The sequence below is a fragment of the Chromobacterium vaccinii genome, assembly GCF_001855275.1.
GTDB classification, from domain to species: domain Bacteria; phylum Pseudomonadota; class Gammaproteobacteria; order Burkholderiales; family Chromobacteriaceae; genus Chromobacterium; species Chromobacterium vaccinii.
Window position 1 is genome coordinate 1962811 of the sequence record NZ_CP017707.1, and the last position, 14200, is coordinate 1977010.

Sequence of the window (14200 nt, forward strand, 5' to 3'; positions counted from 1 at the left end):
ATCGCCCATCCCATCGCGCTAGGCACGGACATCCAGCGTCCCCATCATGCCGGCGTCCTCGTGCTCCAGGATGTGGCAGTGGAACATCCGCGGCCCCGGCATGTCCTGGCGGAAGCGCAGCCTCACCTTCTGCTCCGGCGGCACGTTGACCACATCGCGCCAGGCGAGGTAGGGCTCGCGCCGCCAGCCCTTGCCGTCATGCCGTTCCGTCACCTGGAACTGGGTGCCGTGCAGGTGGAAGGGATGGTCCATGTCGGCCCGGTTGTCGATTTCCCACTCTTCCACCACGCCGACCTTGCCGGTGAAATCCATCCGGTCCATGTCGAAGGTCTTTCCGTTGATCAGGAACATCGCCGCCGGATTGGCCATATCCTCGCTGAAGACCACGCGTCGCGTCACCGAGGGCTTGAGCAGCGGAATGATCCGGCGCAGACTTGCCGGCAAAGAGGCGGTGACTGCCGCGCTCCCGGCCTCAATGTCCAGCAAGGGCAATGCCTTGTCCTGCTCCGGCCCCATCATCTTGCCGCGCGCGTACGGCAGCGCGACCAGGCCGGCCGGCTTGCCGGCGGCGAAGCGGCCGGTGACGGCCAGCTCGGCGCGCGCGCCCGGCGGCAGCACGAGAGATTCGATGCGGCGCGGCTTTTCGATCAGCCCGCCGTCGGTCCCGACCAGCCAGACCTCGTGCGCCGGCAGCGCCAGCTTCAGCACCCGCGCGCTGGTGGCGTTCCAGATCCGCCAGCGCTGGCGCTCGCCGCGCCCCAGTTCCAGCCTGGGATGCCACGCGCCATTGACCAGCACGAACTGTCCCTCGCGGCCATCCATCTTGTCGGCGTCGCTGTTGGCGGCGATCTTGCCGTCTTCGTCCAACTTGAGGTCCGACAGCACCAGCCAGCGCTCCGGCAGATGGGCCAGCGGATCGTCGCGGCCTCTCACCACGAACACGCCGGCGAGGCCGCGGTATACCTGCTCGGCGGTGTGGCCGTGCGGATGCGGGTGGTACCAGTAGCTGCCGGCGCTGCCGGCCGGCAGAGAGAAACGATAGTCTCGGCCCTGGCCGGGTTGAACCGGATCATGCGGATTGCCGTCCTGGTCGGCCGGAATCGGCAGGCCATGCCAATGCACGGTGGTAGGCTGCGGCAGGCGGTTGTCGAAGCGCAGGGCCAGCGTCTCGCCCTCAGACAACTCGATCGCCGGGCCCGGCACGCTGTCGTTGTAAGCCCAGAACGCCGTCGCCGGCTTGCCGGGCAGCAAGGGCAAGCTCACCGCGGCCGCGGTCAGGCAGCCCTGCAACGCGCCGTCCTTGCGCTCCAGCGGCAGCCGCTTCAGCTCCGGCAGCGGCAAGCCCCTGGCCAAACCCAGGGCCGTCGCATCCGGCGTCGCCTCTCCCATCGCCATCGCCCCGTGGCCGGCATGGGCGGACTCGGCCGCCGCCGGCCTGAGCCACCACGGCGCCAGGGCCAGCGCAGCCCCCCATCGCATCATTTGACGTCTTTGCATCGCGCGCTCCATTCAGAGCCTGTCTAAGGCCTTAAATACCCCCATTGGGTATATTGAACCTAGAGTCGCGGCGATGGCAACAGTTCCGCTCTCTGTGCTTGCGGGCATAAAAAAACGGCAGACCGGGCGGTCTGCCGTTTGTTTGGATCATCTATCCGCTTACTTGCTTACGTGCGGCGCCAGCAGATGCAGCAACTGGGCCAGCACCTTCGGGCTGCCGGCGACGATGTCGCCGGACTCGAACCAGCCCTGCTCGCCGGTGGGGTCGGTGACGATGCCGCCCGCTTCCTGCACGATCAGGCTGCCGGCCGCGATGTCCCACGGCTTCAGGTTCAGCTCGAAGAAGCCTTCGGTGCGGCCGCAGGCGACGTTGCACAGGTCCAGCGACGCGGCGCCTTCGCGGCGCACGCCGGCGGTCTTGCCGATCACATCTTTCAGCATGCCCAGGTATTGGTCGAGGTAACTCTGGTCGGAGACCGGGAAGCCGGTGCCGATCACGCATTCATTCATCATGAAGCGCTTGGAGACGCGGATGCGGCGATCGTTGAGGAAGGCGCCGACGCCGCGCGAGGCGGTGAACAGATCGTTGCGGTTCGGGTCGTAGACCACCGCCTGCTGGACCTGGCCCTTGTGCGCCAGCGCGATCGAGATGGCGTACTGGGGATGGCCGTGCAGGAAGTTGGTGGTGCCGTCGATCGGGTCGATGATCCATTCGTATTCGGAAGAACCCACGCCTTTGGCGCCGGACTCTTCTGCTAGAATCGCGTGCTTCGGATAGGCTTCGAGAATGACGCTGATGATCGCGTCTTCGGCGGCGCGATCCACCTCGGTCACAAAGTCATTGTGCTTTTTCTTCTCTACGCGGATGGCGTCGAGGTTGAGCGACGCGCGCTGGATAACACTGCCTGCGCGGCGAGCGGCTTTAACCGCGACATTGAGCATCGGATGCATTGACGGCCTCTACACTTGAACGATGGGCGGGTGTCCGTCGATGACGCGACACCCGCCGGTAACAATCTGGGTTAAGGAACAAAAAAACCCGACGCCTGGGCGCGGGCTTTTGGTATATGCCCGCTATTTTAATGTGAAAACGCCAATGAATAAACCCCAAGTACCTGATTTTCTGAAAAACATCCGCGTGGTGCTCGCCCGCCCCAACCATCCGGGCAATATCGGCTCTGCCGCGCGCGCGATGAAAACCATGGGTTTGAGCCGCCTGTACCTGGTCGAACCCAAGGTGTTTCCCAGCGACGAGGCCAACACGCTGGCCTCGGGCGCGGTGGATCTGCTGGAAAACGCCGCCGTGGTTTCCACGCTGGCCGAGGCCCTGTCCGACGTCACCGTCGCCTGCGCGCTGACCAGCCGCCGCCGCGAATTGACCACGCCGCTGTCCACCCCGCGCCAGACCACGCCGGAATTGATCGCCCGCGCCCGCGACGGCGAACAGGTGGCCCTGGTGTTCGGCAACGAGACCTTCGGCCTGTCGATCGAGGAAGTCGAGCAATGCAACCGCCTGGTGACCATCCCCGGCAATCCCGACTACTTCTCGCTGAACCTGGCGATGGCGGTGCAGGTGATGACCTACGAACTGTTCAGCCACACCGGCGTGGACGTGGAATACCTGCGCGCCGAGGGCGAGGCGGCGACCCAGAGCGAGGTGGACGGCATGTGCGGCCACCTGGAACAGGCGATGGACGAAATCGGCTACTTCCAGCGCCGCAACAGCGAGCGGCTGATGCGCCGGATGCGCACCATGTTCCACCGCGCCGGGATGTTGCGCGAGGAGATCGACATCCTGCGCGGCTTCTACAAACAGGTGCAGCGCACCGCCTCCGGCCGGCCCGGGGATGCCGACTGAGTCCGGCCTCGCCCTGCCCTACGCGCGCCCGGCGGTGCGCGACCTCGCCTTTCTGCTGACCTCTCCTTCGCCCTGGCTGTGCGGCGCCGATCTGCCGCCGGAACGATTGCTGGGGCCGGACGGCGAGGCGCTGCTGGCCCGGCTGGACCATGCGCCAGCCGAGCTCGAGGCCTGGCTGGCCGCCGCCCCCGCCAAACGGCTGGGACAATATGCCGAACGGCTTTTCTCCTTCTGGTTTCGCCAGGTAAAACACATCGACCTCATCGCTGAAAATCTGAAAGTCATAAACCGGGAGCGCCGGACGATCGGAGAGTTCGACTTCCTGCTGCTGCTGGACGGCGAGCCCTGGCATCTGGAAACAGCCAGCAAGTTTTACCTTTCGCTGGGCGAAACCGCCGACGATCTGGTCGGTCCCGGCCTCAATGACGCCTGGCGTTTGAAAGCGACCAAAACCACAACACAATTGCGGCTTTCCCGCCATTCCGACGCGCTTGCCATCCTGCCGGACGGTTTTCAGGACTGCCGCGCCGCGGCCCGGCTCTGCGGCTGGTTCTTCTATCCGGCGGATCAGTTTCCGCCCGCGCCGCTCAATCCCCATCAACTGCGCGGCTGGCTCGCGCCGAGGGACGCCCCCTGGCCGCGCGCCGGCGGCGATTCGCGCTGGGCCTGGCTGCCCAGGCTGTCATGGCTCGCCCCCGCGCTGCTGTCCGAAGCCGATACGCAGGACGAGGCCACCCTGCGCGCGCGGCTGCAAACGATGCCGGCGCCGCAGTTGCTGGCCGAACTGCGAGCGGTAGGCGGCGGCCTGTGGCGCGAGGTCGCGCGCGGCTTCGCCGTCCCGCCCGGCTGGCCGGACCCCGAGCGTCTTGCGGCGCTGAAGCTCAAAATCTCGCGGACATGAAAAAAGGCAGGCGTCGCGCCTGCCTTGATTGCCGATTCCGGACAGCCTTAGTGGCCGTCGGCGTGCATGCAGCCTGAAATCAGGTTTTTCAGCTCGTCTACCAGCACCAGCTGAATGTGCTTGTGATCGACGGTGATCCAGCCCTGCTGCTGGAACTTGGACAGCGTGCGGCTGACCGTTTCCAGCTTCAGGCCGAGGAAGCTGCCGATCTCTTCCCGGCTCATGCGCAGGATGAAGTCGTTGGCGGCGAAGCCCCGGGTGGACAGCCGCTGCGACAAGTTCAGCAGGAAGGCGGCGATGCGCTCCTCCGCCTTCATATTGCCCAGCAGCAGCATCACGTTCTGGTCGCGCACGATCTCGCGGCTCATCAGGCGGTAGAAGTGGTGCTGCAGGCTGGGGATGTCGCGGGACAGCGACTCCATCCGGGTGAACGGCAGCTCGCATACTTCGCTGTCCTCCAGCGCCACCGCGTCGCAGCTGTGGTTGCTGGAAGAAATGCCGTCCAGCCCCATCAGCTCGCCCGACATCAGGAAGCCTGTCACCTGCTCGCGGCCATCCTGGCTGGCGACACAGGTTTTGAAGAAGCCGGTGCGAATCGCGTACAGCGACTTGAAGGACTCGCCGCTGCGGAACAGGTATTCGCCGCGCTTCAGGCGGCGGCTCTGGCGGATCACCGCGTCCAGCTGGCCCATTTCCTCGCGGTTCAGACCGACAGGCAGGCATAGCTCGCGCAGGCTGCAGCTGGAGCAGGAAATTTTCAGCGTATGCAGGGAGGTTTGGTTTTGTTCAGACATGCTGTATGTGCAAGCCGGCGAAGCTTGACCCTTATCAAGGCGGAATTCACTAATTTTTCGCAAATTTACCAGTCCTCCAGAAGTTTTACCATCCGAATACGACATGAAAACTACCCACCCCTTCTCTCCCGCCCATTTTGTCTTCGATCGCGAGTTGATCGAGAGGCTGGATGGCGCGGGGCCTAGATACACATCCTACCCGACGGCAGATCGTTTTACGTCTAATTTCTCGACGCAAGACTATCTGGACAAATTGCGTCAGCGCCAGATCGGCGCCAACCGCAAGCCTCTATCATTGTACGCTCATATACCTTTTTGCAACACCATCTGTTATTACTGCGCCTGCAACAAGATCATCACCAAGGATAGCGGCAAGGCGGACCAGTATCTGGACTATCTGGAGAAGGAAATCCGCCTGGTATCCGCGGAACTGGGCATCCGGGAAAAAGTGATACAGCTGCACTTCGGCGGCGGCACGCCCACCTTCCTGTCCGATGCCCAGCTTGAGCGGCTGATGGGCATCCTGAGCACCCACTTCGAATTCCTGATCGACGGAGAATATTCCATAGAGATTGATCCGCGCAAGGTAAAACGTGAAACCATGCTGAAATTGGCAGGATATGGTTTCAACCGCGTCAGCGTGGGCATACAGGATTTCGATCCCGCGGTGCAGCGCGCGGTAAACCGGATTCAGACCGAAGAGGAAACCCGCGCGGTGATCGAAGCGGCGCGCGAAGGCGGATTCAAATCAGTCAGTCTGGACCTGATCTACGGCCTGCCGCTGCAAAGCCGCGAAACCATGCGCGACACGCTGCAGAAGGCGCTGGCGCTGGATCCGGACCGGCTGTCGCTGTACAACTACGCCCACCTGCCCAGCGTATTCATGCCGCAGCGGCGCATCAATGAGGCGGATCTGCCGCCCGCCGCGGTCAAGCTGGACATCCTGCAAGACGCGGTGAAGACGCTGACCGACGCCGGCTACGTGTTCATCGGCATGGATCATTTCGCCAAGCCCGACGACGAGCTGGCCATCGCCCTGCGCCAGGGCCGGCTGCAACGCAACTTTCAGGGCTATTCCACCCATTCCGATTGCGACATGCTGGCCTTCGGCGTCTCCTCCATCGGCAAGGTGGGCTCCTGTTACAGCCAAAACGACAAGACGCTGGATGGCTATTACGCGGCGCTGGACCAAGGCCGGCTGCCGGTGGTTCGCGGACTGACGCTGGACAACGACGACGTGCTGCGCCGGACCATCATCCAGAGCCTGATGTGCCGTTTCGCGCTATCGGTGGAAGCGATAGAAGAAATCCACGGCATCAATTTCGCCCAATATTTTGCGGCGGAAATGCCACAGATACGCGAATTCCAGCAACAGGGCCTGCTCTCCTTCGACGGCGACTTCCTGATGGTGGAGCCCCAGGGCCGCTTTCTGATCCGCAATATCGCGATGATCTTCGACCGCCATCTGCGCGAACGCGAAACCCGCGCCCGCTACTCCAAGACCATCTGACCCCCTTCTTGGCGCCGGGCTTTCCCCCGGCGCGCTCCTTCGTTCCGGGCGAGACTGCCCATAAGGCGGGTAGCGGATATTTTTCCCTGTGTGATAAGCAAAATCACTTATACAAAGGGTATGCAAGCGTGCCGGGCGAAAATTGGCGCGGCAGCCCGCTTTCGCAAGGAGCCGCTCCATGTCCACGCCCATCGTCAGGCTGATGCAGCGCCTGAGCTACCCGCAACGCTTCGCCGTGATCGGCGTGCTGTTCGCCGCGGCGCTGTTGTATCTGGTCTACGGCCTGTACCGCAGCAACCAGGACAATATAGAATCCACCGCCAAGGAAAAAGTGGGCGTCGCCTACATGCAGCCGCTGACCGCGATGCTGGCCCAGACCCAGCATAGCCAGGAGTTGGCGGTGCGCGCGGCGCTGGGCGAGGCCCAGGCCAGAAACGACTTTCCCGCCGCCGCCCAGCAGTTGCAAGCCAAATGGCAGGCGCTGCAGGACGCCAACGGCCGGCTGGGCCCGGAACTGGCCAGCGACGCCGCCTGGAAAGACGCCGCCGCCGCCTGGGACAAGCTGAAGGCCACGCAGTCCGTCCAGCCTACACAATGGATCGCCGCCTACGGCAATCTCAGCGACAAGCTGAACAATCTGATCGGCGTCATCAGCGACAACTCCAACCTGACGCTGGACCCGGACATCGACACCTATTATCTGATGGACGCCGCCACCGCCAAGCTGACCACGCTGGTCAGCCATCTGGGCGAAGCCAACGCCATCGCCTCGCTGGCCGAGGCCAACCATCTTCTAGATCCCGCCCAACGCGACCGCCTGGTGGAGCTGCGGCCGCTGATCGCCGAGGTCAATGACGGCCTGGCCAGCGACATCACCAAGGCCGTGGCCTACAACGCCAGCCTGAAGCCGGACATGTCGGCCCAGGCGGACAAGCTGGCGGCGACGCTCAAAAGCCAGCTGCCGGCGATAGACGACGCTGTCGGCGGCAAGACCGGCGCCGCCGGCCTGAAAGTGGCGGGACACAGCGCCGCCGGCGCCGAAACGGTGTCCGTCTACATCTCCGCCGGCCTGAAACAGCTGGACCAGTTGCTGCAGGCGCGGATAGACCGCACCGCCAGCCAGCGCGACACCTATATCGCCATCGGCGTCGCCTCCATGCTGCTGGCCATCTTCCTGTTCCACCAACTCTACCTGTCCATCACGCTGCAGTTGGGCGGAGAGCCGCTTTATGTGCAGCAAGTGGTGGAACAGCTGGCGGCGGGCCGGCTGGACACCCGCATCCATCTTCGCGACCGGGACGACCTCAGCCTGCTGGCGGCGATCCGCCAGATGCGCAACCAGCTGCGCGAGACCGTGACCCAGTTGCTGGACACCTCGAGCGAGGTCAATCGGGCCGCCGACGCGATGGCGCACAGCGCGCAGAGCATCACCGCCGGCAGCGCCCGGCAGAACGAGGCGGCCGCCAGCATGGCCGCGTCGATAGAGCAGTTGAGCACCAGCTTGTCGGAATGCGCGACGCAATCCGAACAGGCCGACCGGTTGTCCACCGACGCCGCCAGCCGCTCGTCGGACGGCAACCGGGTCATCGCCGCCACCGCCAGCAGCATGGACGGCATCGTGCGCGACGTCTCATCGGTGTCGGACACCATCACCGATCTGGGCAAGCAATCCGAATCCATCGCCGGCATCGTCGACGTGATCCGCGACGTGGCCGAACAGACCAATCTGCTGGCGCTGAACGCGGCGATCGAGGCGGCGCGCGCCGGCGAGATGGGCCGCGGCTTCGCCGTGGTCGCCGACGAAGTGAGAAAGCTGGCGGAACGCACCGCGCTGTCCACCACCGAGATCAGCAATATCGTCAACCAGATCCAGAACACCGCGCAAAAAGGCAACGACAGCATGCAGCTGGGCATGAAGGCCATCATGGACGGCCAGCAGCGCGCCCGCGAGGCCGGCACCAGCATGGACAATATCCGCCACTGCGTGGACGACGTGCTGGACAGCATCCACCAGATCACGTCCTCGCTGCGCGAGCAAAGCAGCGCCAGCCAGACGCTGGCGCAGAGCGTGGAGCAGGTGTCGAAGATGTCGGAACAGAACAGCATGGCGGTCAGGGACAGCGCGGAAACCGCAGGAGAGCTGCAGGCCATCGCGCAGCGGCTGGTGGGCCTGGCCGGGCGCTTCAAGGTCTGAAAAGCGGTTCAATGCCTGCTGCGCGCCAGCGGCGCGGCGTTGAGTCCGCCCCCCTCTCGCCATTTGCCTACTCAGCTCCCTAGTTTCGCTGTTCAAACATCTTGAACAGGCGATTACAGCAGCAGAATCGCGCGGAAATCGTTGACGTTGGTATGCGTAGGGCCGGTGATCAATAGATCGCCCAGCGCGGCGAAGAAGCCATAGCCATCGTTGTCCGCCAGCCGCGCGCCGGCATCCACGCCCAACGCCGCCGCCCGCGCCAGCGTGTCCGGCGCCATCAACGCGCCGGCGTTGTCCTCGCTGCCGTCTATGCCGTCGGTGTCAGCCGCCAGCGCGTAAACGCCCGGCAGGCCGTTCAGCGCGATGGCCAGCGAGAGCAGGAACTCGCTGTTGCGCCCGCCCCTGCCCTTGCCGCGCAAGGTCACCGTGGTTTCGCCGCCGGACAGGATCAGCGCCGGTCTGGCCACCGGCGAGCCATGCGCTGCGATCTGACGCGCGATGCCGGCGTGGACCTTGGCCGCCTCGCGCGCTTCGCCCTCTATGCTGTCGCCCAGCAGCAGCACGTTCAAGCCCAGCCGCTCCGCCTCGGCCGCCGCCGCCCGCAAGGCCAGCTGCGGCGTCGCGATCAGCCGGTATTCGGCATGCGACAGCCTGGCGTCGCCGGGCTTGGGCGTCTCGTCCGGCTCCGCCGCCAGCAATGCCGTTGCGGCGGGCGGCAAGGTCAAACCATATTTGGCGACCACCGCGCGGGCGTCTGCATAGGTGCTTGGGTCCGCCGCGGTCGGCCCGGAGGCGATCACCGCCGGATCGTCGCCGATCACGTCGGAAATCGCCAGCGTCACCAGCCTGGCCGGCGCGCAGGCCAGCGCCAGCCGCCCGCCCTTGATCGCGGATAGATGCTTGCGCACCGTATTCATCTCGTCGATGCCGGCGCCGCAGGCCAGCAATTGCCGGCTGACCTCCTGCTTGTCCTCCAGGCTGACGCCATCGGCCGGCAAGGTCAGCAAGGCTGATCCCCCGCCGGACAGCAGGCAGATCACCAGATCGTCGGCTGTCAGCCCGCTCACTGCTTCCAGTATCCGCCGCGCGGCCGCGCCGCCCGCCTCGTCGGGCACCGGGTGCGACGCCTCCAGCACCGCGATCCGTTCGGTCGCCACAGCGTGGCCGTAGCGCGTCGCCACCACGCCGGACCATTCTCCCGGCCACACCCGCTCCAACTCCCGCGCCATCGCCGCTGCGGCCTTGCCGGCGCCGACAACCACGGTGCGCCCTATCGGAGGAGGCGGCAAATGATCGGCCAGCCGTTCCGGCATCGCGCTGGCGACGGCGGCGTCGAACAGGCGGCGGAGCGTGGATTGCGGGTCGAGATCGGACATGACGGGTTCTCCAATGGCGATGACGCCATTCTGCCGCAGCCGGCGGCGGCTGACACCCCCGCCGCCGCGCGTTAGAATGGCGGCGATTCCAACGCCCCGCCTTCACCGGGGCGTTACGCATTTTTCCAGACAGACCAAGAGCAGAGCCCGACACCCGATGAGCACGCCCCAGCACACCCCGATGATGGCCCAATATTTCTCCCTGAAGCGCGACCACGCAGACAAGCTGCTGTTCTACCGCATGGGCGACTTCTACGAGCTGTTCTACGAGGATGCGGAAAAAGCGGCGCGGCTGTTGGACATCACGCTGACCGCGCGCGGCGCCAGCGCCGGCGTGCCGATCAAGATGGCCGGCATCCCCTACCACGCCGCCGAAGGCTACCTGGCGCGGCTGGTGAAGATGGGCGAATCGGTGGCCATCGCCGAGCAGATCGGCGACCCCGCGCTGGCCAAGGGGCCGGTGGAGCGCAAGGTGGTGCGCATCGTCACGCCGGGCACGCTGACCGACGCGGCGCTGCTGGACGACAAGCGCGACAACCTGGTGCTGGCGGTCAACATGGTCAAGGGCGTGCTGGGCCTGGCCTGGCTGTCTCTCGCCAGCGGCGAATTCAAGGTGATGCAGGCCGATGTGGAAGACCTTTCCAGCGAGCTGGAGCGGCTGAAGCCGGCAGAGCTGGTGATCCCGGACGACACCGGCCTGGCCGCCTTCGAAGGCATCTCGACGCCGAAGAAAAAGCTGCCGCCGTGGCAGTTCGACATCGAATCGTCCAAGCTGGCGCTGACCCGCCACTTCGGCACCCGCGACCTGGCCGGCTTCGGCGCCGACACGCTGCCGGTGGCCGTCGGCGCCGCCGGCGCCTTGCTGGAATACGTGAAGTCCACCCAGGGCGTGAACCCGGCCCACATCGCCGCGCTGTCGGTGGAGGAAGCCGGCGAGCTGATCCGCATGGACGCCGCCACCCGCCGCAACCTGGAGCTGACCGAAACCATACGCGGCGAAGCCTCGCCGACGCTGGCCTCCCTGCTCGACACCTGCGCCACCAGCATGGGCAGCCGCCTGCTCGGCCACTGGCTGCACCACCCGATGCGCAACCACGGCAAGCTGGCCCGCCGCCACGGCGCGGTGCGCGCGCTGCTGCCGCGCTACCAGGACGTGCATGCCGAGCTGGACCAGGTATCCGACATCGAACGCATCACCTCGCGGGTGGCGCTCCGCTCCGCCCGCCCGCGCGACCTGTCGGCGCTGCGCGACTCCTTGACCGCGCTCTCCGGCGTCAAGGCGCTGGCGGCCTCGCTGGATTCCGCGTTGCTGAACGAGCTCTCCGGCGTGCTGCCGGTCGATTCGCCGGTGCAAAAGATGCTGGCCGCCGCCATCCTGCCGGAGCCGGCCACCTTCCTGCGCGACGGCGGCGTGATCAACGACGGCTTCAGCCCGACGCTGGACGAACTGCGCGCCATCCAGACCGATTGCGGCGACTTTCTGCTCAAGCTGGAAGCGCGCGAGAAGGAGCGCACCGGCATCACCACGCTGAAAGTGGAGTTCAACCGCGTCCACGGCTTCTACATCGAGGTGTCCAAAGCGCAGTCGGACAAGGTGCCGGACGATTACCGCCGCCGCCAGACGCTGAAGAACGCCGAGCGCTACATCACGCCGGAACTGAAGGAATTCGAGGACAAGGCGCTGACCGCGCAGGACCGCGCGCTGGCGCTGGAAAAGCAGCTGTATGAGACGCTGCTGGACGAGTTGGCGCCGCACATCGCCGAACTGAAGCTGATCGCCCAGGCCGTCGCCGCCTTGGACGTGCTGTCGGCCTTCGCCCAGCGCGCCGCCATCGGCAACTACGCCGAGCCGCAATTCGTGCCCGAGCCCCGGCTGGACATCGTCGCCGGCCGCCACCCGGTGGTGGAGGCCGAGGTGGAACGCTTCATCGCCAACGACACCAAGCTGTCGGCCGAACGCAAACTCTTGCTGATCACTGGCCCGAACATGGGCGGTAAATCCACTTACATGCGGCAAAACGCGCTGATCACGCTGTTGGCCCACGTCGGCAGCTTCGTGCCGGCAGACTCGGCGGTGATCGGCCCGATCGACCGCATCTTCACCCGCATCGGCGCGTCTGACGACCTGGCGGGCGGCCGCTCCACCTTCATGGTGGAAATGACCGAGACCGCCAACATTCTCAACAACGCTAGCGAGCACTCGCTGGTGCTGATGGACGAGGTGGGCCGCGGAACATCCACTTTCGACGGCCTGGCGCTGGCCTGGGCCATCGCCCGCGCGCTGATCGAAAAGAACCGCGCCTACACGCTGTTCGCCACCCACTATTTCGAGCTGACCACGCTGGCCGGCGAATACCCGGCGGTGGCCAACGTGCACCTGTCCGCGGTGGAGCACAAGGACCGCATCGTGTTCCTGCACCACGTCGAAGACGGCCCGGCCAGCCAAAGCTACGGCCTGGCGGTGGCGCAGCTGGCCGGCGTGCCGGGCAAGGTGATCCGCGATGCCCGCCGTCACCTGGCCGACCTGGAAAACCAGTCCGCCGCCCGCGTGCAGCCGGACCTGTTCGCCGCTCCGGCGCCGGCTCCCGAACCGGAACTTAATCCGGCGGTAGACCGTCTACACGAAATTGATCCCAATGAGTTGAGCCCGCGCCAGGCGCTGGATCTGCTGTTCGAGCTCAAAAAACTGGCCAATTGACCAGCTCACTCGAGGAATCGTTTCCTATTATTACTAGATGGTAACGTTCAGAAGAGGAGCAAGTGATGTCGTTTGAAACCACCTCCGCCATTCCCAGCTTGAGCCAGCTGCTTGGCCACATCGGGGACGACGGGTCCATTGCCCTTTCCGATATCCGGGAAAAGGCCAACCTCGAACTGTCCAGCTTCGCCGAGCTGGCGCAAAAGGAATTGAGCCAGTTCGACATCAGCATGCCGCCGGCAATCAGTCTGATCAGCGGTGAAGGCTTCCAGCTCTCGCTGGAAAACCAGCACCCGCATTCGGACGAGATCCAAAATTGGCTGGACGGCAATCTGATCCTGGCGCGCAAGTTCAAGGAAGTTGAAGTGCTGTTCGAATTCGTACGGGCCGCCGAAAGCGCCGGCGAAGTGTTCTCGGAAAGCTCGAACTTCCATATTGGCCTAACCAGCGCGGGTCCGATCGCTTATTTCGAGGATCATCATAACCACTAGCTGTTTGGTCCGTGACCCAAATAGATCGGCGCGCGGCATCGGCGCCGCAACACCCCAGCGGGAAAGCGATAGCTTTCCCGCTCCGCATTTCAGTCCGGCAAACACGGCAATCGCGGTCGGCGCCGCGCAGGCTTCCCTGCGCCAACAGCCATTCCCGCCAAAAAACCGCCCCGTCGGCTTAAGGCTTCTTGCCGCGCGCGAAACGGAAGACAGGGGCTTTTCCCGTCTTGGCACGACTCTGCGCCTGAGGCGCGTTGGTCCGCGGCTTCCCGCCGCGGCCGGCGGACTGCGCCCGCGGCAAATCCTGAAGCGAAACCTCGATCTCGCGCGCCTCGCCGGGCTGCAATCCATCCAGCGCCCATGGACCGATCGCCACCCGCACCAGGCGCAGCGTGGGCAGGCCAGCCTTGGCCGTCATTCGCCGCACCTGGCGGTTCTTGCCTTCGCTGATGATGATTTCCAGCCAGCAGTCGGGCACCGTCTTGCGAAAACGCACCGGAGGATTGCGCGGCCACAGTTCCGGATTGTCGATGCGCCTCACCTGAGCCGGCTGCGTGACGAAATCGCCCAGGTCCACGCCCTGGCGCAGCATTTCCAGCTGCTCGACCTTAGGCTCTCCCTCTACCTGCACCCAATAAGTCTTGGGCAGCTTCCAGCGCGGATCCGCGATGCGGTGCTGCAGCGCGCCGTCGCCGGTCAGCAGCAGCAGCCCCTCGCTGTCGGTGTCGAGCCGGCCGGCCGGGTAGACGCCGGACTGCGCCACGCAGGACTTCAGCGTAGGATGGGTGGGGTGTTCGGAGAACTGGCAGATCACGCCGTAAGGCTTGTTGAGCAGGATGAGCTGGGGCATGCGGACGACACGGCTAAACATAAGGTAGGCG

The 14200-nt window shown here is 65.1% G+C and carries 11 protein-coding genes; 6 read left to right on the forward strand and 5 right to left on the reverse strand.

Annotated features, from left to right (window positions below; translation table 11 throughout):
* Positions 1-18 precede the first annotated feature (18 nt).
* Entirely contained in the window at positions 19-1497 is a 1479-nt protein-coding gene (locus tag BKX93_RS09115) for a multicopper oxidase family protein (protein WP_186009513.1), read from the reverse strand.
* 159 nt (positions 1498-1656) lie between these two features.
* Positions 1657-2448, reverse strand: coding sequence for an inositol monophosphatase family protein (locus BKX93_RS09120; RefSeq protein WP_046157395.1), 792 nt, complete (start codon positions 2446-2448; stop codon positions 1657-1659).
* A gap of 145 nt (positions 2449-2593) precedes the next feature.
* Between BKX93_RS09120 and BKX93_RS09125 the strand changes: the two genes are divergently transcribed.
* Positions 2594-3355 carry an RNA methyltransferase gene (locus tag BKX93_RS09125; protein WP_021476681.1) on the forward strand — a complete coding sequence of 254 codons (762 nt, stop codon included), beginning with the start codon at positions 2594-2596 and terminating at the stop codon, positions 3353-3355.
* Positions 3345-4256, forward strand: coding sequence for a DUF1853 family protein (locus BKX93_RS09130; RefSeq protein ID WP_083340486.1), 912 nt, complete (start codon positions 3345-3347; stop codon positions 4254-4256). Before BKX93_RS09125 ends, BKX93_RS09130 begins: the two co-directional genes overlap by 11 nt.
* 47 nt (positions 4257-4303) lie before the next feature.
* Here BKX93_RS09130 and fnr read toward each other — a convergent pair whose 3' ends face one another.
* The gene (fnr, locus tag BKX93_RS09135) at positions 4304-5050 is read right to left on the reverse strand and encodes a fumarate/nitrate reduction transcriptional regulator Fnr (protein WP_021476683.1); all 747 of its coding nucleotides are present in this window, start codon (positions 5048-5050) and stop codon (positions 4304-4306) included.
* A gap of 103 nt (positions 5051-5153) precedes the next feature.
* On the opposite strand from fnr, the gene hemN reads away from it, so the two are divergent.
* Entirely contained in the window at positions 5154-6560 is a 1407-nt protein-coding gene (gene hemN, locus BKX93_RS09140; RefSeq protein WP_070979579.1) for an oxygen-independent coproporphyrinogen III oxidase, read from the forward strand.
* Positions 6561-6738: 178 nt separating this feature from the next.
* On the forward strand, positions 6739-8754 hold the full coding sequence (locus tag BKX93_RS09145; RefSeq protein ID WP_070979581.1) for a methyl-accepting chemotaxis protein: 2016 nt from the start codon (positions 6739-6741) through the stop codon (positions 8752-8754).
* A gap of 113 nt (positions 8755-8867) precedes the next feature.
* Here the strand turns inward: BKX93_RS09145 and BKX93_RS09150 are convergent, their stop codons facing one another.
* Positions 8868-10130: a glycerate kinase type-2 family protein gene (locus BKX93_RS09150; RefSeq protein ID WP_046157399.1), complete on the reverse strand. Its 1263-nt coding sequence runs from the start codon at positions 10128-10130 to the stop codon at positions 8868-8870.
* Between the two features lie 157 nt (positions 10131-10287).
* On the opposite strand from BKX93_RS09150, the gene mutS reads away from it, so the two are divergent.
* Positions 10288-12828, forward strand: coding sequence for a DNA mismatch repair protein MutS (gene mutS, locus BKX93_RS09155; protein WP_046168684.1), 2541 nt, complete (start codon positions 10288-10290; stop codon positions 12826-12828).
* Positions 12829-12893: 65 nt separating this feature from the next.
* Positions 12894-13319, forward strand: a complete 426-nt coding sequence (locus BKX93_RS09160; protein ID WP_046158980.1) for a hypothetical protein — start codon at positions 12894-12896, stop codon at positions 13317-13319.
* Between the two features lie 178 nt (positions 13320-13497).
* Here the strand turns inward: BKX93_RS09160 and BKX93_RS09165 are convergent, their stop codons facing one another.
* Complete coding sequence (locus tag BKX93_RS09165) at positions 13498-14169, reverse strand: pseudouridine synthase (protein WP_070979583.1); 672 nt, start codon at positions 14167-14169, stop codon at positions 13498-13500.
* Between the last annotated feature and the right edge of the window lie 31 nt (positions 14170-14200).

Bases quoted from the DNA above. Each gene is read 5' to 3' on its own strand.
- BKX93_RS09115 (WP_186009513.1), bottom strand. From the start codon at position 1,497: ATGCAAAGACGTCAAATGATGCGATGGGGGGCTGCGCTGGCCCTGGCG.
- BKX93_RS09120 (WP_046157395.1), bottom strand. From the start codon at position 2,448: ATGCATCCGATGCTCAATGTCGCGGTTAAAGCCGCTCGCCGCGCAGGC.
- BKX93_RS09125 (WP_021476681.1), top strand. From the start codon at position 2,594: ATGAATAAACCCCAAGTACCTGATTTTCTGAAAAACATCCGCGTGGTG.
- BKX93_RS09130 (WP_083340486.1), top strand. From the start codon at position 3,345: ATGCCGACTGAGTCCGGCCTCGCCCTGCCCTACGCGCGCCCGGCGGTG.
- fnr (WP_021476683.1), bottom strand. From the start codon at position 5,050: ATGTCTGAACAAAACCAAACCTCCCTGCATACGCTGAAAATTTCCTGC.
- hemN (WP_070979579.1), top strand. From the start codon at position 5,154: ATGAAAACTACCCACCCCTTCTCTCCCGCCCATTTTGTCTTCGATCGC.
- BKX93_RS09145 (WP_070979581.1), top strand. From the start codon at position 6,739: ATGTCCACGCCCATCGTCAGGCTGATGCAGCGCCTGAGCTACCCGCAA.
- BKX93_RS09150 (WP_046157399.1), bottom strand. From the start codon at position 10,130: ATGTCCGATCTCGACCCGCAATCCACGCTCCGCCGCCTGTTCGACGCC.
- mutS (WP_046168684.1), top strand. From the start codon at position 10,288: ATGAGCACGCCCCAGCACACCCCGATGATGGCCCAATATTTCTCCCTG.
- BKX93_RS09160 (WP_046158980.1), top strand. From the start codon at position 12,894: ATGTCGTTTGAAACCACCTCCGCCATTCCCAGCTTGAGCCAGCTGCTT.
- BKX93_RS09165 (WP_070979583.1), bottom strand. From the start codon at position 14,169: ATGCCCCAGCTCATCCTGCTCAACAAGCCTTACGGCGTGATCTGCCAG.